General features: G+C 56.4%; 24 protein-coding genes and 5 pseudogenes. 16 read left to right on the forward strand and 13 right to left on the reverse strand.

The window, feature by feature from the left end; all coding sequences use genetic code 11:
• Window positions 1-83 precede the first annotated feature (83 nt).
• From AACY11_RS24770 to AACY11_RS24780, 3 genes and pseudogenes are all read left to right on the forward strand, one after another.
• Window positions 84-470: pseudogene (locus AACY11_RS24770) on the forward strand (GNAT family N-acetyltransferase); the annotation flags it as partial.
• A gap of 114 nt (window positions 471-584) precedes the next feature.
• The gene (locus AACY11_RS24775; protein ID WP_339495941.1) at window positions 585-2,087 is read left to right on the forward strand and encodes a sensor domain-containing diguanylate cyclase; all 1,503 of its coding nucleotides are present in this window, start codon (window positions 585-587) and stop codon (window positions 2,085-2,087) included.
• A 372-nt stretch (window positions 2,088-2,459) separates the two neighbouring features.
• Complete coding sequence (locus AACY11_RS24780) at window positions 2,460-3,446, forward strand: GGDEF domain-containing protein (protein WP_339434009.1); 987 nt, start codon at window positions 2,460-2,462, stop codon at window positions 3,444-3,446.
• A gap of 156 nt (window positions 3,447-3,602) precedes the next feature.
• Here AACY11_RS24780 and AACY11_RS24785 read toward each other — a convergent pair whose 3' ends face one another.
• The 4 genes and pseudogenes from AACY11_RS24785 to AACY11_RS24800 form a co-directional block, all read right to left on the reverse strand.
• On the reverse strand, window positions 3,603-4,664 hold the full coding sequence (locus tag AACY11_RS24785) for a sensor histidine kinase (RefSeq protein WP_339495942.1): 1,062 nt from the start codon (window positions 4,662-4,664) through the stop codon (window positions 3,603-3,605).
• Between the two features lie 10 nt (window positions 4,665-4,674).
• Entirely contained in the window at window positions 4,675-6,135 is a 1,461-nt protein-coding gene (locus tag AACY11_RS24790) for an ATPase domain-containing protein (RefSeq protein ID WP_221732600.1), read from the reverse strand.
• Entirely contained in the window at window positions 6,132-6,563 is a 432-nt protein-coding gene (locus AACY11_RS24795; RefSeq protein ID WP_339495944.1) for a hypothetical protein, read from the reverse strand. Before AACY11_RS24795 ends, AACY11_RS24790 begins: the two co-directional genes overlap by 4 nt.
• Window positions 6,564-6,781: 218 nt before the next feature.
• A pseudogene (locus tag AACY11_RS24800) lies at window positions 6,782-7,035 on the reverse strand (LysR substrate-binding domain-containing protein); the annotation flags it as partial.
• 116 nt (window positions 7,036-7,151) lie between these two features.
• Here AACY11_RS24800 and AACY11_RS24805 point away from each other — a divergent pair.
• From AACY11_RS24805 to AACY11_RS24825, 5 genes are all read left to right on the forward strand, one after another.
• Window positions 7,152-7,868, forward strand: coding sequence for a class I SAM-dependent methyltransferase (locus AACY11_RS24805; protein ID WP_339434011.1), 717 nt, complete (start codon window positions 7,152-7,154; stop codon window positions 7,866-7,868).
• 110 nt (window positions 7,869-7,978) lie between these two features.
• The gene (locus tag AACY11_RS24810) at window positions 7,979-8,233 is read left to right on the forward strand and encodes a helix-hairpin-helix domain-containing protein (RefSeq protein ID WP_339495945.1); all 255 of its coding nucleotides are present in this window, start codon (window positions 7,979-7,981) and stop codon (window positions 8,231-8,233) included.
• The gene (locus AACY11_RS24815; protein WP_339495946.1) at window positions 8,226-8,939 is read left to right on the forward strand and encodes a helix-turn-helix transcriptional regulator; all 714 of its coding nucleotides are present in this window, start codon (window positions 8,226-8,228) and stop codon (window positions 8,937-8,939) included. The genes AACY11_RS24810 and AACY11_RS24815 overlap by 8 nt, the downstream gene beginning before the upstream one ends.
• Before the next feature lie 44 nt (window positions 8,940-8,983).
• Window positions 8,984-9,292 (forward strand): hypothetical protein, encoded by a 309-nt coding sequence (locus AACY11_RS24820; RefSeq protein WP_339466058.1) that lies wholly within the window; start codon window positions 8,984-8,986, stop codon window positions 9,290-9,292.
• Window positions 9,293-10,066: 774 nt separating this feature from the next.
• Window positions 10,067-11,122, forward strand: coding sequence for a DUF1214 domain-containing protein (locus AACY11_RS24825; RefSeq protein WP_339495948.1), 1,056 nt, complete (start codon window positions 10,067-10,069; stop codon window positions 11,120-11,122).
• A 283-nt stretch (window positions 11,123-11,405) separates the two neighbouring features.
• Here AACY11_RS24825 and AACY11_RS24830 read toward each other — a convergent pair whose 3' ends face one another.
• The 5 genes and pseudogenes from AACY11_RS24830 to AACY11_RS24850 all read right to left on the reverse strand — a co-directional run bounded on the left by AACY11_RS24830 (window position 11,406) and on the right by AACY11_RS24850 (window position 14,125).
• Window positions 11,406-11,564 (reverse strand): DUF2986 domain-containing protein, encoded by a 159-nt coding sequence (locus tag AACY11_RS24830; RefSeq protein ID WP_339434016.1) that lies wholly within the window; start codon window positions 11,562-11,564, stop codon window positions 11,406-11,408.
• A 231-nt stretch (window positions 11,565-11,795) separates the two neighbouring features.
• Window positions 11,796-12,281: a GNAT family N-acetyltransferase gene (locus tag AACY11_RS24835; protein ID WP_339434017.1), complete on the reverse strand. Its 486-nt coding sequence runs from the start codon at window positions 12,279-12,281 to the stop codon at window positions 11,796-11,798.
• Window positions 12,282-12,354: 73 nt separating this feature from the next.
• Window positions 12,355-12,687, reverse strand: coding sequence for an isochorismate lyase (locus tag AACY11_RS24840; RefSeq protein WP_339495949.1), 333 nt, complete (start codon window positions 12,685-12,687; stop codon window positions 12,355-12,357).
• Between the two features lie 572 nt (window positions 12,688-13,259).
• Window positions 13,260-13,823 (reverse strand): annotated as a pseudogene (locus tag AACY11_RS24845) (aromatic alcohol reductase); the annotation flags it as partial.
• Window positions 13,824-13,909: 86 nt separating this feature from the next.
• A complete protein-coding gene (locus AACY11_RS24850; RefSeq protein ID WP_221732590.1) occupies window positions 13,910-14,125 on the reverse strand; it encodes a PLD nuclease N-terminal domain-containing protein in 216 nt (71 codons plus the stop codon).
• Window positions 14,126-14,332: 207 nt separating this feature from the next.
• Here AACY11_RS24850 and AACY11_RS24855 point away from each other — a divergent pair, with 207 nt between their 5' ends.
• Both AACY11_RS24855 and AACY11_RS24860 read left to right on the forward strand, forming a co-directional pair.
• Window positions 14,333-15,460, forward strand: a complete 1,128-nt coding sequence (locus tag AACY11_RS24855) for a saccharopine dehydrogenase family protein (protein ID WP_339495950.1) — start codon at window positions 14,333-14,335, stop codon at window positions 15,458-15,460.
• 2 nt (window positions 15,461-15,462) lie between these two features.
• Window positions 15,463-15,954 carry a DUF2269 family protein gene (locus tag AACY11_RS24860; protein WP_339495952.1) on the forward strand — a complete coding sequence of 164 codons (492 nt, stop codon included), beginning with the start codon at window positions 15,463-15,465 and terminating at the stop codon, window positions 15,952-15,954.
• Between the two features lie 94 nt (window positions 15,955-16,048).
• On the opposite strand, the gene AACY11_RS24865 is transcribed toward AACY11_RS24860, so the two are convergent.
• On the reverse strand, window positions 16,049-16,786 hold the full coding sequence (locus AACY11_RS24865) for a GntR family transcriptional regulator (protein WP_339434021.1): 738 nt from the start codon (window positions 16,784-16,786) through the stop codon (window positions 16,049-16,051).
• Between the two features lie 214 nt (window positions 16,787-17,000).
• On the opposite strand from AACY11_RS24865, the gene AACY11_RS24870 reads away from it, so the two are divergent.
• A complete protein-coding gene (locus AACY11_RS24870; RefSeq protein WP_339495954.1) occupies window positions 17,001-17,834 on the forward strand; it encodes an amidohydrolase family protein in 834 nt (277 codons plus the stop codon).
• A 30-nt stretch (window positions 17,835-17,864) separates the two neighbouring features.
• Window positions 17,865-19,166: an SLC13 family permease gene (locus AACY11_RS24875; RefSeq protein WP_339495955.1), complete on the forward strand. Its 1,302-nt coding sequence runs from the start codon at window positions 17,865-17,867 to the stop codon at window positions 19,164-19,166.
• A 79-nt stretch (window positions 19,167-19,245) separates the two neighbouring features.
• Here AACY11_RS24875 and msrA read toward each other — a convergent pair whose 3' ends face one another.
• The 3 genes and pseudogenes from msrA to tspO form a co-directional block, all read right to left on the reverse strand.
• Window positions 19,246-19,752: a peptide-methionine (S)-S-oxide reductase MsrA gene (gene msrA / locus AACY11_RS24880; protein WP_339434024.1), complete on the reverse strand. Its 507-nt coding sequence runs from the start codon at window positions 19,750-19,752 to the stop codon at window positions 19,246-19,248.
• A gap of 105 nt (window positions 19,753-19,857) precedes the next feature.
• Window positions 19,858-20,079: pseudogene (locus AACY11_RS24885) on the reverse strand (alpha/beta hydrolase); the annotation flags it as partial.
• Between the two features lie 159 nt (window positions 20,080-20,238).
• Window positions 20,239-20,682, reverse strand: a complete 444-nt coding sequence (gene tspO, locus AACY11_RS24890) for a tryptophan-rich sensory protein TspO (protein ID WP_339434025.1) — start codon at window positions 20,680-20,682, stop codon at window positions 20,239-20,241.
• A 193-nt stretch (window positions 20,683-20,875) separates the two neighbouring features.
• Between tspO and AACY11_RS24895 the strand changes: the two genes are divergently transcribed.
• From AACY11_RS24895 to AACY11_RS24910, 4 genes and pseudogenes are all read left to right on the forward strand, one after another.
• The gene (locus AACY11_RS24895) at window positions 20,876-21,115 is read left to right on the forward strand and encodes a hypothetical protein (RefSeq protein WP_339434026.1); all 240 of its coding nucleotides are present in this window, start codon (window positions 20,876-20,878) and stop codon (window positions 21,113-21,115) included.
• A gap of 161 nt (window positions 21,116-21,276) precedes the next feature.
• Window positions 21,277-21,426, forward strand: a pseudogene (locus tag AACY11_RS24900) (LysR family transcriptional regulator); the annotation flags it as partial.
• Window positions 21,427-21,543: 117 nt separating this feature from the next.
• Complete coding sequence (locus AACY11_RS24905; RefSeq protein ID WP_339434027.1) at window positions 21,544-22,368, forward strand: AraC family transcriptional regulator; 825 nt, start codon at window positions 21,544-21,546, stop codon at window positions 22,366-22,368.
• A gap of 72 nt (window positions 22,369-22,440) precedes the next feature.
• Complete coding sequence (locus tag AACY11_RS24910; protein WP_339434028.1) at window positions 22,441-22,827, forward strand: cupin domain-containing protein; 387 nt, start codon at window positions 22,441-22,443, stop codon at window positions 22,825-22,827.
• Window positions 22,828-23,638 lie beyond the last annotated feature (811 nt).

Consider the following 23,638-nt stretch of genomic DNA (forward strand, 5'->3'; position numbering starts at 1 on the left):
GAGGTCAGGGTTCAACTGATAACGGTGTGGTTCGCTAAAATACCCGCAATGCCTGCAGGCGTTTAGACGATTTGTGCAGAGGCTCAGAGGCCGAAACGCTGGTGGCTGAAGTGGTCGCCAACTACCTGCGCGACTTCGACCCCAAATCCGAGCGCTGCTGGATCGCGGAAAAGGACGGCGGGGTCATCGGTTCGGTGTTCATCGTTCGCGAAGACGAAACCACCGCACGATTGCGCATGCTCTACATCGACGCCAGCGCACGGGGCCAGGGCATCGGCGCTCGACTGGTCGAAGAGTGTCTGCGGTTTGCGCGGCAGATCGGTTACAAGAACATCACCTTGTGGACGACGAGCAACCTGACGGCGGCGCGCAAGATTTATCAGAAGGCCGGTGGCAGTCAACGTCCTTTTCCAGAAGGTTCACAGGTGCACTGTTCAGACACGGCGATGTACTTTCACCGCGCCGCATAATCTGTTGCTGCAGCGAGCTATCGCTGCTTGTATCCTTGCCCACGCGAAGCAGGCCATCGCCATGGCCTATAGTGGCTGGAACGCAAAAAAATGGACTTTCCATAAGGTAGTGACGTGAAGCGTGATACCCACCTGGTGGTGCTTTTACTGTTGGTGATTGGCTGTTCTCTGGCGTCGCTGACGGTCTGGAAAGTATTAGCTTCTCGAGAGCGTGCACTGGCAGAAGTGGACGTACATGGGTTGAACCTCACCCAGGCGCTCGCCACCTATTCCGAAGGCATTGTCCGGCAAAGCTCGTTGCTCTTGCTCGGGCTCGTCGAGCGCCTGGAAACGGAAGGCAGCGGCCCGGCACAGATCGAACGGCTCAGTGCCTTGATCAGCCGGCAGGAGCCCCTGATGCCACAGCTCAGTGGCATCACGGTCTACGATAATCAGGGCCGCTGGTTGATGTCCTCCAACGGGCCGATTCCCTTCGGGGCGAACAGCCGTGATCGGGTCTATTTCATTCATCACCGCGACGATCCATCCCCAGAAACCTTCATCGGCCCGCCCATCCAGAGCCGCTCTAATCAAGAGTGGGTGATCACCGTCAGCCGGCGCTTCAATGATGCGCATGGAGCATTTGCCGGCGTGGTGGCGGTCACCTTGGGCATTGAAAACTTCCTTCGACTGTTTGGAACGATCGATGTGGGGCAGGACGGTGCCATCGGATTGTCCTATACCGATGGTACGTTGCTGGTTCGTTATCCCTTCCGCGAGCAGGACATGGGGCGCAACTTTTCCAAGTCGCCCATCTATGCCAAGTATCTCGTTGATCGTTCAGTCGGCACGGCCTCGTTTACTTCCAGTCTGGACGGTGTGGAGCGGCTCTACGCCTTCCGCAAGAGTGACCGGCTGCCGCTGATCACGACCATTGCGCTTGGCAAACACGAAGCGCTCGCCGCCTGGCGAACGGAGGCGTTGCTGTCAGGGGTGGTAGTGACGGGGCTGCTGGGGCTAACCGGTCTGATCGGTTGGTTTTTGATCGTGGATATCCGAAGGCGAACCACGGCGGAAGACCAGTTGCGCGAGACTCAACAGCAGTTGCTCTCATCGAATCGTCAGCTTGAGTTGCTCGCAATGAAGGACGCCCTGACCGGATTGGCAAATCGGCGCTGCTTTGATCAGAGTCTTGCCTTGGAAGCACGGCGCGCACAACGCGAGCGCACGACGCTGGCCTTGCTGATGATTGATATCGACTACTTCAAACTGTTCAACGATTCGTTCGGCCATGTCGCCGGCGATGTGTGCCTGCAGAGCGTCGGCAAAATTATCGAGGAGTGTGTCAGACGACCTTCGGATCTCGCGGCACGCTATGGCGGAGAAGAGATGGGCGTCATCATGCCCGACACCGACGTAGAAGGCGCAACGGTGGTTGCGCAACTTATTCTCGACCGCTTGGCATTGGAGAATATCCCGCACAACGCCAGCCCGTCTGGACGAGTCAGCGTGAGTATCGGGATTGCGACCGCCACTGGATCGCAACTGGATCACTGGCAAAGGGTGATCGAGGTGGCAGACAAGGCGCTCTATAGTGCCAAGGCGTCGGGGCGTAATCAGTGGCTGATCGGCGTTTGAAACCGGTCTTGCTGTTTATAGAGGCTTCGAGGCGTTTTTGTGCCGATTGTCTACCGGACACGCACGAGCGATATCAAACAAAAACCGACGTTTACGCCTGTCTGCGGAACGAAGAGCGATTCAGGCTAAAGAAACTCCGAATGACCATCCTCTTCAATAAAGCGGCCAGTAGCCACTAGACAGCTGATGCATAGCCTCGTACCTTCAGTCCAGCGCCCCACGAAGCCTTTTAACGCCTCATTTGCTGTTGTGAGGCAGTCAACCTGAAAACCGGATTTATACCCGGACATAGAGGTAGCCGGTTCGATGCAAGGGACACCCTCGCAAGACCCAACCAGACACGACGCTCGGCCAGAATTCTGGCAGCTTTCCATGCGTTGCTGTCAGTTGGCAGGCAGCGTGGATGTTGCCTTCTTTTTCATTTTCCTCATTCTTGGCTCTCCCATTCTGGCCTGGATAAACGTGGTCAGCGTGGCCATGTATGTCTACGCCTATCGCGCGTTCAAGCAGCGACGAAATCGGTTGGCCGTTCTACTCATTCGCATTGAAGTGCTTGTGCACGCCGGGCTGGGGACGGTCCTGGTTGGCTGGGGAAGTGGTTTTCACTATTTCTTGCTGATGTTTATTCCGGCCCTGTTCGTTAGCATGCGCGCCCGTAGCGCCTGGGTATACGCCGGTTGGTTGTGGGTTTACTACGTAAGCCTGGATGTACTGATGTGGTTCGTCAGTCCTCTGCAACCGATCTCCTCCAATGCCCTGTTGGGTGTGCATATTTTCAATCTGACAGTCGTGTTCTGCATGTTCAGTTATCTTGCGCTGTTCTATGTGGTCACGGTCACCCGTGCGCATAAAAGTCTTGCGCGTATGGCAACGACGGACTCATTGACCGGCCTGTTCAACCGTCGGCACATGATTGAGTTGGCCGAGAAAATTTTGGCACGGCACCATAGACGCCCCAGCAATCTCACCTTGATGTTGATGGACATAGATCACTTCAAGCAGGTCAATGATCTGTACGGTCACGATGCCGGTGATCGCGTACTCGAAGCAGTGAGTCAATTGTTCAAATGTTCAATGCGTGAGCAAGACTTTATCGGCCGCTGGGGGGGCGAAGAGTTTCTTGTCATATTGCCGGACACGGATTTTAGCCATGCCACTGATAGCGCGGAGCGCACACGCAAGGCGGTCCAGGCATTGGAGATTTACAGTAATGGCCAAAAGGTCAGCGTTACTCTGTCCATCGGCATCACTCAATACCGCGCTGAGGAGGCGCTCAGCGACGCCATTGCACGGGCCGATTACGCGCTCTATGAAGGCAAGTCAGCGGGACGCAACAGGGTAGAGGTTGCAGAGGCTTAGCTAACAAACTCGAACACTGTTTTGAGTGAGCGACGAACGATAGAAGCCGCTCTCCAGGTGCACAAACCGGCGGTTCCTGGCGTAGTCGTAGGTTACGGCGCTAGGTTTTGTAGCCTTGATGGCGTACGGGGAGAGTCTTTTCTAGCATCGGCGCCGTTAGTGTTGAGCGGGGGCTTTCAGGGTGGGCTCTGCTGCACAGTTCACGAGCGGTAGCGTCACTACAAACGTGCTCCCCTTTCCATCACCTTTGCTAAAGGCCGTTACAGTGCCACCGTGAACTTCGACTAACTCCCGTACCACCGTCAGGCCGATACCGAGGCCGGCCCCGTTGAAGCCGATGGCGTGAACGTCCTGAACAAAGGGTTCGAAGATAAAAGGCAGCGCCTTGGAAGAAATGCCAATCCCCGTATCGCAGATACAAAGTCGCATTAGATTATCTTCGGCCGTGACCGAGAGTGTGACGTTGCCACCGGCTGGTGTGTACTTGGCAGCATTGCCTAACAGGTTGCCGAGAATCTGAGAAAGCCGCACCGGATCGCCATCGACCATCAACGCGTATTCAGGCAACTGCGCGCTGAAATGCAATTCGTTAGCGAGCATGACCGGGCGACAGATTTCAATGGCCTCATGGATGGTCTGAATCATGTCGACACTGCAGCGATCAAGACGAAACTTCCCGGTACTAGCGCGCGATACGTCGAGTAAGTCTTCTACCAATCGAGACATATGCTGCACCTGACCTTCGATCAGCGCCTGCATTCGCGGCAACTCCTCACTCGGCACCCTCACCAATCGACCGGCGATCATACTGATGGGGGTCAGCGGATTACGCAGTTCATGCGCCACCAGCGTGAGGGTGTTGCGTTGCTGGGCCAGGCTTTGTTCGGCCGAGGCTTGCAGGTGTTGCGCGCTGAGGACGGCGAGCACCAACTGTTCGTTGGCTTCGCGCATTTCCAGATAGCGCTGCTGTTCTTCGGCGGTGTGCTGTGGTTTTTCCGCATCCGACTGTGCCGTAAGAATGGCCAGAACCAATTGTTGATTGGCCTCGATCAGTTGCTCGATTTGCCGACTATCGGCACGCTGGGTATTGGCTTCGCTCAGCTCTTTGTTCAGCGCCGCCAGCACTGCTCGTGCTTTGACGGTTTTCTGGCCGAGCAGGAACAGTTCGCGAGCCGCCGTGCCCAACGCTTGTTCGTTCTTGCCGTTGGCCTCGTTCATGATAGTTCGCTCATCCCTCGTCTTTGCCAAGACGCTGACGGGTTGGCCGGCCTCCAAGCAGGCCTTCCTGATCTGGCAGCTTGGCGCCGATGTGCAAGCCGTTATCGTCGATCTGATACTGGCGCAGTTCATCGGAGTGTGCGCTGGCCCTGACCTTGACCACGGCCATGATGCGCAGCAAGCGACTCTCAACTTCAATGTAGCGCTGGACGATGATCGCGTCGGTGAGAAATGCCGTGCCGTAAGGGCTGAAACGCAGGTCGGTGTAGCGGTCTTCCAGTTCTGAAGTCAGCAACACGCTGACCCCGACGCTGGTCAGCGCAGTGACCATGCGCGAGAGCGACTCGCGAAAGTCCTCGCGGAAGGTCGGTGCGAGTGCCAGTTCGAAACCCGACAGCGAGTCGATGACCACGCGGGACGCCTTCAGTCGACTGATCTCACTCAACAACAAGTGCACGATTTCGTCGATGGACAGGTCCGGGGCGCGGCTGTCCACCAGGCCGACTTTTCCATTGCGGATCAGGTCCACAAGAGTGGCGTTCTGGGAGTGGTTGGGCCGTTGTTCGAACACTGCGATCACGCCGGTTTCGCCATTACGCGCGCCTTCAGCGAGGAAGGTCCCGGCCAGAATGCTTTTGCCCGAGCCCGATGGCCCGGCGACCAGCAACGAATAGCCACGGGGCAGGCCGCCACCTAACATCTCGTCGAGCGCCGGAACGCCCATTTTCAGGCGCTTGATCGGAAACTCCAGTGGCGCCTCAACCGGATTGAGTGCCGCAGGCGCGAAGACCTTGATCCCCGACGTTGCGATGCGAAACGTGTGCAACCCGGGCAATGTCGGTTGGCCGCGCATCTTCATGATTTCCATCTTGCGCACCATGGAGTTGCGCTGAACGCTTTGGCGCAGCCAGATCAGCCCATCGGCTACGGTAAAAATCGGGTTGGTATCGGTTTCGGTGAAGTATTCGCCGATCAGGAAGGTCGTCGCCTGCCAGGTGGTCATCAACATGCCCAATTGCTGAACGAACTGCGGCAAGTTGTTGTTCGGGTTGTCCTGAGTCTGGCTGGCCAGCACCACGGAGCGAAACGAGTCGACGAACACCAGCGCCGGGGAGTGGGTTTGCACCTCGCTGACGATGCGCCGCAGCACTTCATCCAGATTGCCGGCCAGGGTGTCATCGGCCAGGTTGACGTAACGAATCGAGTGGTTAATCGCTTCGTTGTCAAAAAAATCGAATTGCTGCTGATAACGCAGCATTTTCAGAGGCGGTTCGCCGAGCACCGTAAAGAACAGCGCCGGGCGTTCGGGGGTCGCCAAGGCAAACATCATCTGGTGCGCCAGCGTGGTCTTGCCGCATCCCGGCGGGCCGGCGATCAGGTTGAACGAAAACTCCGGCAAACCTCCGCCCAGCACCTCGTCCAGTCCTGGCACACCGGTGGCCAGGCGGTTGATAGTCACTTTGGTGCTCATGGAGAATTTTCCTGCGAAGGGATGTCGCTCAAAGAAGGTTCCCACACGCCACGAAGCAATCGTGCGGTGAGCGAAGGCCCGATCAACGTGGTCAGCAGCGCGTAAAACGTCGTCAGCAACACTTCACCAAAAAACAGTGCATCGGCTTTCGTTTGCTCGACAAGTACGGCCTTGAGGGCTGTCAGGTCCATGGTCTGCACACTGTCGTAGGTGCCGGCCAGACGCGAATGGGTGGAGATACTCAGATGGAGGCTGCGACGATAAAGCGCAATTACCCCTTGCTGGCCGATAATGGGCGTGAGGGCAGCGTCCATATCCCGCAAGGTTAATGTGATCGTATGGGCGATCTGTGCAATGTCAGCGTTGGGACCAACGCGGCGCGTCAGAGAAGCTACGATCTGACGGCTCTCTTCGCTAAGCGTGGACATGGATAACTGATATCTGATGAATAGATTCTGATAGTACACCCTAAAGCAGACAGCCGACGCTCTATCGAAACGGCATTCCAATCTGGCGTGCAGGTACCGTGGCGCAAGGAGGGTGTTTGCAAGCCATCCGGCTACCAGCCTGCATGCAGGATTTGTAAGCCATGAGTGAAGCGCTTGATATTGAACGGCTGCGAATTATTCACGCGATTGTGCAATTTTCAACCGTTAAACGTCTCGCGCAGTGCATTGGAAACCAGCGCAAATGCCGGGAGGGCTGGCGTCGGCTGGGGTAATACAAAGAGTAGCCCGCGAACGGGGTGCACCAGTCTTCCAGGACGCGCATGAGTCGGCCTTCCTGAAGATGGGGCTCAAATTGCTCCTCGGGCAGGTAGGCAATGCCAAGTCACGCTAATGCTGCCTCTACGATGTGGACCGACGTAGTGAACGTGAGCTGTCCATTTATGCGCATGTTCTCTGGTAGCTGCACGCAATCTGCATTCCCGACAGGAATGCAGCACATAAAATTAACGAATTTTTCTTGGTCGGGTTCAAGGCGTACCTTGCCCCAAAGACAAGGAGAATCGACCGTTGAACTCATCAGCACCCAACCCCGCCGAAAAATTCGACATTTCTCGCGCTAACGAATACGCCAGGCAAAGTCGAATCGCGCTGGCCGGCTACGACGCCTGCCACGATTTGGCAGCATGCGTGCTGGCAGCGAGTCTTGGCCATTCACCCTCGGCGAAAGTATTGGTCGTAGGCGCTGGCGGTACAGCACAGGAAATCATTGCGATGGCTGCGCTGGAGCCGACCTGGCGTTTCATGGCGGTTGATCCTTCCAAACCGATGCTGGAAGCCGCGACGCAGCATTTGCAGGCCAACGATTTGCTGCACCGAACGCAAGTGCATTTCGGGCATGTCGATGAGTTGCCGGCAGATCAGTCGTTCGACGCGGCGACGTTGATTGGCGTGCTTCATCATCTGAAGGGCGATGAGCCAAAGAGAGCGATCCTGCGATCAATTGAAGCTCGCTTGAAACCGGGCGCGCCACTGATCGTGGCAGGCAACCATTACGCCTACGCCAGCCAACCTCTATTACTGGCGGCATGGGGGCAGCGTTGGCGGCAGCAGGGTGCCAGCGCGGAGGAGGTGAGGGCCAAGCTTGGCAAGATTCTTCAGGGGGCAGACCCGCCGCATTCCGAGGCGGCGGTTCAGGCGCTGTTGCATGAGGCCGGCTTTGGCGAGGCTACGCGGTTTTTCAGCAGTCTGTTCTGGGGGGCTTGGTTGACGGGTAAAGCTGGATGAATACTGGGATGGGGTGGTAAGCGCCGTGGCGAGGGTGCCCATCTATTGAGATGCCAACTCTCGTCGGGCAAACTCTGGTTGCCTCATTGGCCGATAACAGGAGTTTACGGATGCCATTTCCACTGACGGAACATAATGCGTTACTGGCCCTGAGGGGCGTGGGGCCGGCCGTTATTGCTCGCCTTGAGCAGATGGGTATTGACTCGCTGGCGGCGCTCAGCAAAGCCAATGTTTGTGACATCGTCGCTCAGGCATCGGCAGCAAGGGGATCGACTTGCTGGAAGAACAGCCCTCAAGCCCGGGCCGCCATTCAGGCGGCTATTGAACTTGCGCAGGGTACTCCGTCGAGCACACCTGATGCGTAAAGCTGATCGCTTGTTTCAATTGGTCAATCTGATTCGTGTCCATCAGCCAATCTCTGCTGAACGACTGGCTAGCCGAATCGGCGTTTCCGTTCGCTCAATCTATCGATACATCGACGACCTCTCCTTCAGTGGCATCCCCATCTACGGTACTGCTGGCGTGGGCTATGCCTTGGATGCCGATTTTGAGATGCCGCCTTTAGCGTTGAACAAGCTCGAACTGGACGCACTGATACTCGGGATGGAAATGCTTTCAGCTTCCGCCGATGACGATCTAGGTGCTGCGGCAAGAATGCTGTTGAGCAAAATCTCCGCTTGCGTAGTCCAGCACAAGGTCGACCCCGGTTCGGCAAAAATCAGGGCACTAGGAACAACACCCGCTTTGACGCGTCGCCACCTGGCAATCCTTCGAAATGCCATCGAAAACACTCAGGCGCTGAGAATAATTTATACCCGACTGGATGGAGTGGTTTCGCAACGTCTTATTTCTCCCCTTGGCCTTTTTTACTGGGGAGGGAAATGGACGGTTGGAAGTTGGTGCAGTACCAAGGCGGCTTACCGCGATTTTCGGGTCGATCGCATCGCCTCCATCGCTATTGCCGAACAACCTACACCTGACAATCCGGCCCTTGATCTCCAGACGTATATGAAGCATCAGGCAAACCAGTGGAAAGCGATCAGCACGACTGACACTACGCTGTCAGTATGAGCTACTGATAATTGGGACCTCCTAACACACAGCAGGTCATCCCTATGCAGCATTCATCTCATGTACTCGAATTAGCCATTTTCAAGGTCAAACAGGAATGCGTTGCGCAAGTGCCTGTGCTACGCGAAGGGCTTCGTGAAACGTTAAAGACTTTCCCGGGTTTGATCGAATACCGTGCCTACTGCCCCATGAACGACGACCGAATCTTCGCGGACTTAGCCATGTGGGACAGTCTTGAAAACGCCCAGAAAGTGGCAAAGGCGTTCAGCGATGGAGATCCGAGATTCTCTGAATATATGCACGCGATTGAAAATCTTACGTTCATGAGTCATCTGGCCCCAGAGATGAGTTGACCTCACTGACTCTCAGAGCCGGCAAGCGACAACAATGCCTTTGCTGTCAGGCATCGTTGTCGTCACTTCCAGTGCAAGTGTTCTCAGATTAACTATTGCTGAGCTGCCCAGTGCTGCACCCACTATCGCCTTATGAGAAAAGTTCACGTAGCAGTACTCCTTTGGGGTGAGGTGTTACGCCAGGTTCTTTTGATCAGTAACGTCAGGTCATGTTGGTTGAAAGAGCTTGAATCCAGGCGTTATCGAACTCGCCCGACATACGACAGCCGGACAGGGGTTTGGTCTGATCGACAGGCATGTCACCCATCCGCCCAACCGGGTAATTAAGGCGAAGTGACGTATCGCTGATGATTCGACATTGTCCATTTGTGCACTTTCTTAAGTGCGTCCAGCTTCAACTATTGTTTGTTGGACGATGAACGATGGCAAATATGCATCTAGGCTGGGTGTGCTGGAATAACCAATTAAACGGACTATGCTGCTTCGACAATGTGCGCAATATTTGTTGTGGGTCATCCGGGTGAACCAGGCAGGTTCCACTCATATATGACCAGAACGCAACGATTGTGACTGAGTATGCTCTGAGAGAAATCGCTGAGCCATTAGTCCCTCAGTTTGAGTAGTTAATGCATTTGTCATAAACAAGGAAAGCACTATGACGCAATCTCTCAAACCAAAAACCGTGTTGTCGGCTTTCGTCTCATTAGCGATACTCTGTCCACCATGGTGCAAGCTGGCGGCGAAATCCCCCCATCCATTACTACGCCTGATCGCATGGAGACGCGTATCGGTGTGTTGGAGTTCAAGGATGGCGCTCCGACCGAGAAAACCACACAAGATGTCTACGGCACCCTGGCGTTCACTCGCGGCATAGACGCGTTCATGAACAGTTTCTCGGGCGCCTCGGCCTATGCGATTCGTGAGGGCTTTCACAGCATTGGCGCTGAGGACAACCCGCCTGTTCCTCCAACGAAGTTCGTTGAAGGGAGTGACAAGTCGTTCAATACCATTCCACCAAACGATTTTTCCTATTTCCAGATGCTCGACAAGCTTGTGCAACTGGAACCGGCAACCTCGTTCGATCCGGAACTGCTTGGCCAACGGGCTGCCATTGGCATCGCCAAAGGTCACCCCTTCAATCCCGATGCCCGGATGAAAAGTATCCTGACCGACGCAGCGGCGGTGGGCAACGCAGCGGGGCGGTCGCTAAACTGGAGTGGTGCCGACTATCCCGGTTGGGCCTACTATCCAAATTCAATGTGGGCCAACATGTTGTGGCAGGGTGGCTATAACTTCGAGACTCCGCCGCCGATGATTACCAAGGACGGCTTTTTCAAACCATTCCCGCCAACCGGCGCACGGACACTCGATTCCCGTGCGGCGTTCTATTACGGCTACACCATGGATTCTCCGGGCATGATTATGCGGTTGCCTAACGCGGGCTCGCAGTACCTCATGGGTTTTACGGATGCCGAAAAAAATCCTTTCGATGGTGGCAAGACCTACAAGGTAACCCTGCCACCGAAGACTCCTGCGGCAAAATTCTGGTCATTCACTGTTTACGACAACCAGACGCGATCCATGCTCCAGACTCCGCAGCGCTATCCGCGTGCAGGCAGCCAGACTTATCCTACGCCGGCAGCCACGGAAAACGCCGATGGGACCACGACCCTCTATTTCGGCCCCTCCCAGCCTGCAGAGGCCAAGGCCGGCAACTGGATCCAGACCATGCCCGACAAAGGCTGGTTCACGATCTTGCGCCTCTACAGTCCGCTTGAGCCGTTCTTCACCAAAGAGTGGCGGCCGAGCGAGATCGAACTGGTTCGGTGAGACCACATCCTGGTCAGCGCCACCGTTCGGTCGGCGCTGACCTTAGGGTGGGCTTGCAGCAAGGGAGAAAAATGGTGCGAGTACACTTTACGGAGTGAATACCGAGTCAATCGAAAACGGGCAAACCCTGGAATGGTCGGTGCCGGTCAAACTGACAGTTACTCCACGCTGAGCATTGCATTCGAACCCCTATCCGTATGCGCCTGCTCAGTGGGTATCAAGCATGAAAACAGCCATTACATTGACGATGCCCCAGGTGAGTGCTTTATGCCTTGAACCTTGATCAGCTCTCAGAGCAAGCCACCGAGTCACAACCCGCTTGAGCCTCAAGCTTCGCCCGGTCAGCCTTGCTGATGTATTTCGGCTTTTTCGGGGCCAGTTTGGCACTGGCTTTTTTGGCCTTTTCCTTGAACAACTGCTTCAGTTTTTTCTGACGATTCATGTTTTTACTCGGGTTGTTAGTTCTGCAAGACAGTCGTCTGTCTACGATTCAGGTGTTTGCGTTCCATGACACATATGACATCGCCCCAGCGGATACCCGCCGGGCCGATCGGTTTAGCTAGTCACCGACGCAGGTTTGGATCATCCCAATGTCAGCGGTGCCATCAAGTATGCTCAACGCTGTTGCCGACCAGCCAGCCGAGGACGATCATTATGAGTCGGGCTTGCCTGCTCATACCAGCCGCATTCCCATCTCGACGGCGCGTTGCTCGAATCCGAACTCGGCATACATACGCGCAGCGCGCTCATTGAACGGCCAAACCGTCAGGCGCAAATCCTGAGCGTCATGCTCAACGGCCCAGTCCTTGACGAGTTGCATCAGCGCACGACCAATCCCTTTGCCCGAAAACGGCTCGGCGACGCACACCGAGCCGATACGAACCACATTCTGCCGCTGCATCAGCGGCCCGGAGCTCGCCGACAGGTTGGCCGTAATGAATGCTGCGGCCTGATCACCCACATGGGCGATGAAGGCTACATGATCCGGTTTCTCGAAAACGCCTGACCAGTGCGGCAGGTCGCGGGAAACATCGTCGGTAGCCGCCGCATATATGTCGGGGCGCCCAGCGTGGTGCACGGCGTTAAGCAATTGGCCCAACTCGCACAGGGTCAACGCATCGTCGGCAGTTGCGGTTCGATAGGTGATGGTTTCATCCATGATGGGTGAGGCTCCTGCTCAAAATCGTTAAGACAAATATCACTGGTCGGTCTTCAAACGCTGTGCCCACGCCTCAATTCTCAACTGAGGACGTGGATTGATGCACCGCCCAATGCGCCATCTCTTGGGCAATGAAGTGATTCACCAGATCGCTGTACACTTTCTCGATGGCGTCCGGATTCAGACCTTCGGTCTGCGCCCACTCACGGCGCGTTGCGAGCATGGCTTTGAAGCGATCCGGCGCACGCACGGATGTTGCTGAAGTCTTGAATTTCGAGGCTGCCAGTACGTACTGGAAACGCTTGCCCAACAGCTTGATTACGGCGTGGTCCAGACTGTCGATCTCGCGTCGAATGTCCAGCATGTCGGCACATTCGATAGGTTGCAATTGATTGATGACTTCCATGTGGATGACTCCGTGTACTCAGCAATGGCTTTTTAGCAATAAGCGACCATGTTACTCGTGGCCACATCTCTTTTGCAGCTCACCCTCAACGCTCTCATACAGGTCTCATGGCACGACAAATGCGACGTGTTTGTATTGAAAACGTCAGCGCGAAGAACTTTGCGGGTTTATGCCGGTCGACCGGCCATCGACCGCATCAACCCGGTCTGGCCGATTAAAACTATAAAAGGTAAGTGCGATGAGCTGTCTTGTGTGTGCAGGCGCCGCCGAGCGGATTCACTGTCACGGCCCGTGGGAGGAAAGAGATTGCCCCGACTGCGGGCGATATCGAGTGGCCGACGAGCTCTTGTTGGCGTTGATTGAACAGGGGCAAATATTTGATGTGGTTAGAACCAGAGGCTGGCTCGACCGCCAACGCGTAGACACAGCTATCCCCGTCATCAATGTCCATGAAGCCTTGCTGGTGAGTTGAGTGGGTGCCGTGCTGTTTGCATTCGACCTGAGCAGCCACTCACAACCTTGGGCGCTTGGTGCGCCAGATTGTGAGGCAGAAGGTTGCGTTGCTTTTGCGTTCAGATGTTTGCGAGGTTTTTCCGAACCCAATGCTCGGCGGTCGTTACCTCAATCGACTGCTGCTCGTTGAAAGTGCCCGCTTTCGGCCAAGCCACACCTCTGCCTTGGGCAAACACAGCACGGTACTTCTTGATGTGGTGAGTCGGATCTTTCTCCAATTCCCGGATCAGGTACGCAACAGTCCACACGTTACGTTTGAACGGGCGCCCCAGTACACGTTCAAGGAGACCCGCAACCTCTGCGTACGTCACCGTGTCTCCCGATAGATACACGATCTGGTTGCGCAAGCGAGGTTCGAAGAAAACGATTGCCGCTGTCAGCGCACCAATGTCGTATGGCGTCGTGAGCGTCACGCCGTTCTCAAGACTGCCTAGCGCGTTCACGGAATCGTTTTCCAAGTCAACCACTTCGAATACAGGCTCAAAAAGGAAGCTGGTGAACATGCCTGTCGAGATGATTACCCATTCAGTTTTGTCCTGGGCGCGAAGCAATTCGCGTACATCAAGCTGAGCATCGAACAGATCCTGAGGACTGCCCCTACCGATTACCTCTAAGTCGACACCAGGCGTTCGAGAAACGCCTGGCGGAATTTGACAGTATCGGCCTGAAGACCGCGAAGTTTTTAAACGCGAAGCTCACACAGTGCTTTTTAGCGACCGGGATGTGACGCGGTGTCCTGGCTGATATGTTTGGGGCCTGCGATCGCCCAGGCAATCAGCCCGAACAGCGGCACAAATACGATCAACACAATCCATACCCCCTTGTTATTGGACTTCCCCTCGCTTTTGCGTACCCGGTTGATGGCCCAAAGCTCGATGAGCAGAAGAACTGCCGCCAGTACGATCCATACGATTTCATTTTGCATTGGCTACCTCCTGATGGTCTTTGTTAGGGGGCGTGTGGCGTGGTGGGTTCATTTAATTTGCGACCTCACCGCAGAGATCTGCTTGCTGACGGGCCAGCCCCCTGGATTTGTTGATTGGCTTGCTGACGCTCGGCGCTATATTCTTCCCGCCGCTGGATGAGTCTCCGTCAATGGCTGAATACAGCCTGTCAGTTAGGGAAGAATTGAATGCCGTTCAGGGTGATGGTGGTGGGGGGCTACGGCAACTTCGGTAGCATCGTTTGCAAGCATCTGGCGCTGATGCCGGGCGTCGAGCTGGTGCTTTCGGGGCGTGATCAGCACAAATTGCAGCGCAAGGTCGATGAGTTGAATAGCCAGTCGCTTAACGTCTGCGAAGGCTGGTGCGGCGATGCCATGGGCAGCGCGTTCAGTCCGGCGTTGCGCTCGATGAACATCCAGTTGGTCGTCCACACCGCAGGCCCGTTTCAGGGGCAATCGTATGCGGTCGCCGAGAGCTGTATAGCGGCTGGGGTGAGTTACTGCGACCTTGCTGACTGTCGGACTTTCGTCAATGGCGTGGGCGTCCTCGATGCGCGGGCGAAAGCCGCGGGCGTGGCTGTTCTTAGCGGCTGCAGCTCGGTGCCGACGTTGTCGTCGGCGATCATTGATCAGCAGCGCCATCACTTCTCACGCATCGACTCGATTGAGCATGGCATCTCGTCCTCGGCGAAGATGCCGGGGCTGTCGACGATCGAAGGTGTGCTGGCCTACGCCGGCAAACCCATCAAGCAACTCAGGAACGGCAAGGTGCATGAGGTGCCGGGCTGGCAGGATCTGACCCTGCGCAAAATGCCGCCACTGGGCACTCGCTTGCTGGCCAATGTCGATGTGCCGGACATGGATATTTTCGCCAGCCGCTATGGCGCGCACACTCTGAGCTTCAAGGCCGGCGCGGGGTTGAAGCTAGGCGGTATCGCCAACGGCCTGCTGGCGCAGGCGCTGAAGATCGGGCTGGTTCGCGACCACGTTCGCTGGGCTGCGCGCTTGCATCTTCTGGGCGTGCGATTCGAACGTTTCGGCGACGGTAAAAGCGCCATGTACATCGACATTCACGGGCTCGATGTTGATGGCTTGCCGCTGGCGATGACTGCGCAACTGACAGCCCTGAATGACAAAGGTCCGCAAATCCCCAGCTGCGCGGCCGTGGCGCTGGCGATGAAAATGGCCCAAGGCTATGTGCCGCAATCCGGTGCCCGGCCTTGCGTCGGCGAAATCAGCGTCGATGAATACATGGCGGCCATCAACGATCCGGACAATCTGCGCCTGGTCGTGAACTTCTCCAAAGGGCCGCACTGAGCATGCTCTATCTGGGCCTGAAGTACCTGCACGTCATCGCGGCGATTTTCCTGTTCGGGTTCGGCATGGGTTCCTACCTGTATTTGATCGCCGCCAGCCGCACGGCCAACCCGTTGGTGATCGCACACGTCGCCCGCATGGTGGTGCGCTTTGATACCTGGATCACCACGCCGGCCGGTTTGGTGCAAATCATCACAGGCTTTTTTCTGATGAAACTCTCGGGCCTGCCCATGACCACGGAGTGGGTGGCGACTTCGTTGATCATCTTCTTTTGCGTCGGGGCGCTTTGGTTGCCGGTTTTGCTCTTGCAGAAAAAGCTTTGCGCGATGGCGTCGAGCGCGGGGGAGGCCGGGAAGGGGCTCGATGAAAACTACCGAGCCGTTTACAGAAAGTGGTTCTGGATGGGCGTTGCCGGTTTTGCCGGGATGTTCGTGATTGTGCTGATGATGGTGACGAAGCTGACACCGGTTCAACTGCTCAACGTTCTGGTTTAGCTGCTGGCGGCGCGGGAAGACGCGCAGCACCTTCAACGGTTGGCAACGGCTGGGCGCTACCGGGCGATTCGCATGCTGCGCCTCACCCAACGCCTCAAGAAATATCGATCTGGTACCTGAAGCCTTCCGCCGCCGCCCGGGAAATTCGGTATTCGAGTGGGCTGCGGTCATACCCCAATGCGGTGCGTTCGATGGTGACGACCGGGGAGCCTTCCTTGATCGAGAGGATTGTGGCCATGGCCGGGTCGGCTTCCCCCACCGTCAGCGTCTCGCTTGCCGAGGCGATGCATTGGCCGCACTGGGTTTCATACAAAGGGTAGAGCAGCTCGCCGAAACTTTCGGAATCCATGCTCAGCAATGCGCCAAAACGTGTGGCGGGTAGCCAGATGTCCTCGTGAAACAGTGTGCGGCCTTCGACCATCCGAAGGCGTTCCATGCTCACGACTTGCTCGCCGTCTTGCAGCTTTAGCGCATTGGCCACGGCTAGCGATGGTTTTTGCAGCGTTTTGGCAAGGATGCGACTGGTGGGTATTTCGCGTCCGCCGCTGGCATTCACCTGCCGAAAGAAGCGCGCCAGCGAGGCGTCGAAATTAGGTCGGCGCACGAAGGTGCCGCGGCCCTGGCTGCGCAGGAGCAGGCCTTCATTGACCAGCGTTTCCACAGCCTTGCGCACCGTGCCGATCGCGACACCGTAGTGTTTGGTCAGCTCCGCTTCGGTGGGAATGGGCGCCCCTGGCGTCCATTCACCAGCGGCGATCTTGGCGAGCATTTCTTCTCGCAGGCGCTGATAAAGCGGCAAGCGCTCGTCGTATCCGAGTGTCGAGGCGTTCATTTTTGGGGCAGTCCATTCCGGCAGGCGCCGCTACTTTATCACCAACAAGTCGTTTGACAGATATCCAGCGCTGAATATATGGTGGTGTAGTCATATATATGAATAGATGTATTTATATAAATCTGCCGCCAACCGTCGCTTGGGCCTCATGGCCCGATCTCACGAACGCTGCAGATTGTTAGCCATAACAACAAACGCTCAGGGTTATCTGTTTATGACCAGTCTTCATGCGCCTGCCCTCCGTGGTGTGGACACCCACGCCCACATCTTCCGCCAGGACCTGGCGATGGTTGCCAACCGTCGCTACAGCCCGCATTACGATGCTTTGGTTGAGGAATATCTGGGCCATCTTGATCGCAATGGCTTGTCACACGGCGTGTTGATTCAGCCGAGCTTTCTGGGCACCGACAATCACTTCATGCTTGACGCGTTACGCCGCTATCCAAAACGCCTGCGTGCTGTGGCGGTCGTCGACGCTGATGTCAGCGAAAGTCGATTGGATGAATTGGCCGAGGCCGGTGTGGTGGGCATCCGTTTGAACCTGATTGGCAAGACACTGGCCGACTACAGCAGTCCTGCTTGGGTTGCGCTGTTCGTGCGTTTGGCACGGCGCGGCTGGCAGGTGGAGGTTCAGCGGGGCATCGATGATCTGGCGCTGATCGTGCCCGTCATCAGGGCGTGCGGCGTGACGGTTGTGATTGACCACTTTGGCCTGCCGACAGGTGGCATCGATCTTGAGAATCCCGCTCATACGGCTTTTCTCGCACTGCTGGCAGACACGCACGTATGGCTCAAGTTGTCCGCTCCCTACCGTAGCCAATCCGATCTGGCCCAGGCAACGCGAGTGCTGGCACTGCTGCGCGAGGCGAGCGGTGGCATCCAGCGACTCCTCTGGGGCAGCGACTGGCCCAACACCCAGTTCGAAGATCAAACGAGCTATGACCAGCAGGTGGCCTTCATCGAAAGGTTGCTGCCGGATGCGGGCGAGCGCGCCCAAGTGTTGAAGGAAAATCCGGCAACGCTGTTCGGATTCAACGTTTCCCGCTAAACAATCAATAACAACAATAGGACTTCCATCATGATGAGCCTGCTCGTCGTCGCGGCAATCGTTGTCGCCGTCGCCCTTGGTTACAAAACCAAGATCAATATCGGTCTGTTCGCCATCGCGTTTGCCTACCTGATCGGCTGTTACGGCATGGGCCTCAGCCCGTCGGAAGTCATCGGCATGTGGCCGCTGAAGATTTTCTTCATTATCTTCTCGGTTTGCCTGTTCTACAGCTTCGCCACGGTCAACGGCACCCTTGAAAAACTCGCTGAGCATCTGATTTATCGCAGCCGGTCGATGCCGCAACTGTTGCCGTTTGCGGTCTTCTTCACCGCGACCGTCATTTCAGGGATGGGCGCGGGTTATTACACGGTGCTGGCATTCATGGCGCCGATCACGTTGCTGCTCTGCGAACGCACAGGCATGAGCCTGATCATTGGCGGCATGGCGGTGAACTACGGCGCCTTGAGCGGGGCCAATTTCGTCTCGAGCCAGAGCGGCATCATCTTCCGTGGACTGATGGTCAACGCGGGGATCGCGGAAAATGACGCGTTCATCAACTCAGCAGCGATCTTCGCCAGCACGTTGGTGATACCCCTTCTGGTGATTTCAGCTTTGGTGTTCCTCACGGGCCATGGCAAGGCGATGAAAGCCAGCGCTTATGTGGTGACCGAGCCGACGCCGTTGAATCGAGAGCAGAAAACCACGCTTTGGCTGACGCTGGCGATGATGGCGATCGTACTGGCCGCGCCCATCGCGCATATCGTTTTCCCGGCCAACGCGACCGTGAGCTTTATCAATTCGAAGATGGACATCGGGCTGATCGCCAGTCTGTTCTCAGTGATTGCGCTGCTGCTCAAACTGGGTGACGAGCGCAAGGTCATGGCGACGGTGCCTTGGGGAACGTTGATCATGATTTGCGGCGTGGGCATGCTGATTTCGGTTGCGATCAAGGCCGTGACCATCGACGTGCTGGCCTCGTGGATGGGCAGTAGCATCCCGCCGATCATGGTGCCGATCGTCTTCGGCATCGTGGCGGCTTTCATGTCGCTGTTCTCCAGCACGCTGGGGGTCGTGACGCCAGCGCTGTTCCCGATGGTGCCGCCGATTGCTTCGACGCTGGGGCTCGATCCGATGATCCTGTTCGTTGCCATCGTCGTGGGCGCCCAAGCGACCTCTATCTCGCCGTTTTCCTCGGGTGGTAGCCTGATCCTCGGCTCGTGCCCCACGGAGCAGAGCCGCGCTTCGCTGTTTCAGCATCTCCTGTTTCGCGCGGCACCTCTGGGCTTTGTCGCGGCGCTGGTGTTCAACGCACTGATGACGTTCGTCTTTTAAAAGCGCCCTTGGCCCGACGCGAAGGCGTCGGACGTCAATTGAGTCGATTGCGAGCACGATGGCAACGTGAGACTGGTTCTCAGGCACGCTTGGGCAGTTTCCAGTTCGGACGAATGAAGTGGCAGGTGTAGCCATTCGGGATGCGTTCCAGATAATCCTGGTGCTCCGGTTCTGCTTCCCAGAACGGCCCCGCCGGTGCGATTTCGGTCACCACGCGGCCAGGCCATAGCTGTGAGGCATCGACATCGGCAACGGTGTCCTCGGCGATGTCGCGTTGCTGTTCGCTGAGGTAATAGATCGCCGAGCGATAGCTGGGGCCACGATCATTGCCTTGACGGTTGGGTGTGCTGGGGTCGTGTATCTGAAAGAAAAACTCAAGGATCTGCCGGTAGCTGATCACCGCAGGATCGAAAACGATTTCGATGGCTTCAGCATGATTGCCGTGATTGCGATAAGTGGCGTTCGGCACATCGCCGCCGGTGTAGCCAACCCGCGTTTGCAACACGCCCGGATAGCGCCGCAGCAAGTCTTGCATGCCCCAGAAGCAGCCGCCGGCGAGGATGGCGGTTTCGGTTTGACTGGTCATGGTTTGTCCTTCCCTTTGAGGATGTTGGGTATAGCGATGGTTATGAGGGCGCGTTGACCGATTCCAAGGTTGAACGGCGCGAATAACGCAGGCGGTATCCAGCACTCAAGAAGGGGGGGTAAGCACAGTGCACGCATTAACTCGCCCCGTGATCCACTCACGGCTGTACGCCAGCACGCTGTTGGCAATCGCGGTCGGAAAGTGAATAAAACCATGGGGGGAAGAGGGCAGTTGGTACACCTCGACAGGGGCTGACGCCCTCCAGCGCTCGGCGATTTCGAGGGTGTCGTCGCGCAGCGGGTCCAGTTCGCCGGCAAACATCAGCGCCACCGATCTGGCTGGCGCGCAGCAGTGTTTGAATCATCCGTGGCAGGACGCGATTGCGAATCTTAAAGCGCGGTAACCAGGCGAGCTTCTTGTTGAAATCACGCACTTGCGTCAACTCCCGCTCGCCCTGCGGCCAAGGCGTCTTGCTGCGTGGGTGAGTCATCCGCGATTCTTGATCAAGATGGAAAAATTCAACGCAGCGGCGACACACAACCAAGCCAGATAGGGAAACAGGATCAGGCCGGTGACCAGATCAAGCTGCAACGCCATCACCACCATGGCCGCGACGACCAGCCAGAGCAGCGTCAGGATCACCATGGCGGCGAAAACGTGGTGGGCGCCAAAGAAGACCGGCGTCCACAGGGTATTGAGCGCGATCTGCGCCGCCCATAACGCCATCACCGTTTGGCTGCCGGGGATCAGGCTCAGTCGGTATCCGGCCCAGGCCAGCAACAGATAGATCACCGTCCAGGCCACCGGAAACGCCCAGTTGGGCGGCGTGAAGCCAGGCTTGGTCAGCGATGCATACCAGGGGCCCGGTTTGAAAATGACGCCTGTGCTCGCGGCAGCCGCGCAGGCCAGAAGAAAAATGAAGAAGGTCATCGCCAGTCCTTAGCTGTACTCAGCTTTTGGGGGAGTGTAAGGAAAGGACGCCCTGCGCGGCGAAAAGTTTGGATTGAGCGCCGAGATTTATCTGTTTACCGCCAGTAAGTCGCAGTCGCCATGCCGTTGAACTAATAACTGACCGGTGCGTCAGGATAATCAGTGGCTTCTTCCTTCATACGCGGGTGACACCATGCACAACTACCTTTTGCAATACCGTTTCAACGATGAGCCTCGTACTCATCTGTTCGAACTCAAACAGCCACAACTGGCCGAACACGAGGCTGCGATGCACCTGCTGGAACTGCATCTGGGCGATGCGGAAAATGGCCTGGTCATGCCCACGGCGGACTCGACACCCCAAGAGATAATTGCGCAGGCTGAACGGGTGGGGATTACGCGGATTGAGATCATCACGCCAATCGACAATTAACCACGGCTCACCTGTTGGAGCGGGCTTGCTCGCGAAAGTGGTGTGTCAGCTGAGGTGATAGTGGCTGATACGACCCCTTCGCGAATATGCTGCTCAGGCTTTAGAAAGCCTGGGCTCAACGACGGTGGGACAACCGCCAAGCGTGCTGTGCAGCCAGTCCTTGGCCGGCCGGTGTCCGGGCACTCGATCTCGACGTGCGCACGTTTCACCGTGATATCGGGCTGATACATCATTCTCGCCGAAGCTTTACCGAACCTCTGCGGATGCTGGATGAACTGGTCAGTGATCAATTCAACAGTGGTTTGAGCTAACGGCGAGCGTCGATTTTTTTCTCAGCCTGGGTCAAAAGGAGATATCCGAATGCGAGTACTTGTATATTCCCGAAAAGGAAAACCGCGACGACTGCGCAGAAACTGGAAAATACTGGCATGGACCGGAAAAAAGGCCAACCGAGCACCTCTGACTGGGTTATTCGCAGCACTCAACCCGGTAGCATCGAGCGTATCGAAGCCTGGTTCGGCAGCCACGGCTACGACCCACACCGTCACGACACCTACTCGATAGGTCGCACGCTGGCGGGCGTGCAGAGTTTTCACTACAAGGGTTCGCTACGCCACGGGGTGCAGGGCAACACGCTCGTGCTTCACCCCGATGAACTTCATGACGGCATGGCCGGCACGCAAGCAGGTTTTCATTACCGTATGGCTTACGTTGATCCAGCATTGATCCAGACAATCTTGGGGGGCGAACCTTTGCCCTTTATCGCCGGTGGGCTTTCGAACGATCCGCGCCTTTACCATGCCAGCGAAGCATTTGTGCAAGCGATGGATAACCCTATGGAGACGCTGGAGGAACAGGACGCCCTGTATGACCTGGCAATGGCGTTGCGTGCCGTCGCGGGTAAGTCGCGTGGCCGTAAGCGTCTGGATTATCTCTCTGCCGAACGTGCCAGAGCATTCATCCTGGAAAATATGCACTTGGGTATTACGTTGGAAATGCTCGAGCAGGCTAGCGGGAGAGAGCGCTGGAGCCTGTCACGCGACTTCAGAACGCTCTATGGCACCAGCCCCTACCGCTTTGTCACACTACGACGTCTTGACCGCTTTCGCCGTCTTGTCCTCGACGGTTTCACATTGGTGGACGCCGCCCTCGCCGCAGGCTTTCACGATCAGAGTCACATGACCCGACATTTCACACGCTGCTATGGCGTCCCACCCATGCGTTGGCTGGAACGCTTGCGGCCCGCACGCTGACTTGCAGGATCGTACAAGCGCGATGCATTCATTGTTCGATAGGCTGACGACCTCAACTACAGAGGATCTGTCATGCCTGAGTCCCATCACCCACAAACATCGCTCCCCATAAACCTGGCGCAAAAGGCTTCGCTGATCGATCAGCAATGGAGCCCTCGGGTCGTCGCTGAAATGAACGACTACCAGTTCAAGGTTGTGCGAATCGAAGGCGAATTCATCTGGCACTCACACCCTGAGACCGACGAAGCATTTCTTGTGCTCGAAGGCACCTTGCGCATCGACCTCCCAGAGGGATGCGTCCATGTGAATCCTGGGGAGTTATATGTGGTGCCGCGCGGGGTAGTGCACAGGACGGCGGCGCAAAGTGAAGCGAAACTGATGATGATCGAACCACGAGGTATTTTGAACACGGGCCATGAACAGGGTGAGCGAACTGCATTGAGTGACGTCTGGATATAGGTTCAGCGCCCAAACGGCCAGGCATGCATAATTGCAGTTCACTTGACCACCGGCTTGCCTTGCCACTGACCAGTCAATTGCATCCGAGCTGACTCTTACTGCCCGTCGCGAGAGGCAGAAAGCGATCCAAAGCTGCCTTTGGTTGAGGGCAGCTGTCGGCCATGAGCGGACGTGTGTTGGCAGAGGTGCTAACCACTCCTGCTTCTAGACATGTTGTCGATGGCTTCGTAACCTAACCGATGCCTTGTACTTCGTTAAATTTTCACGGACGGTGCAAAGAGCTCGAAATAGTTCAAGAGGACGGTCATGTACCCTTTCGCGATTAGAGAAGGCTATGGCAGTAAAAAACTGCTAGTTGAGTTCTATCCACAGCCATCGGACATTGGGTTTCAGGAGGCGCTCCGCATGGTATTGGTACCATTGGGATTCTCAGTCAACACCAATGAACATGGCATATGGGCATCTCACTCCCGTCTAGAAAGTAAGTTTGGAACTTGCCGAATTGACAGCGACTCTTGGAGCGCTTTCGGAGTTGCCGACCACCCCACTCTCAATAGGCAACTAATTTATGAACTCGGCGCAATGCTGACAGCTAGCGGAGTGTTCGAAGAGGTTCCATGGCATTGCGCAGGCAAAACAGGTGGCTAAACGTCTGTAAAAGGCTAGGGGTTGAGTACAGCTACAGGCCCAGAGTGTGTAAAAACGCCTTCGCGAACTCTTGCTATGATTTCTGAGGATTTCATCGCAGGGATCGCCCATGAAGCGCTTTATCCAAGGTGAACATCGAGGCCAAGGTACCTTACTTCCCGAG

It is taken from the genome of Pseudomonas sp. RA_105y_Pfl2_P56 (genome assembly GCF_963970845.1).
Lineage (GTDB): Bacteria > Pseudomonadota > Gammaproteobacteria > Pseudomonadales > Pseudomonadaceae > Aquipseudomonas > Aquipseudomonas baetica_A.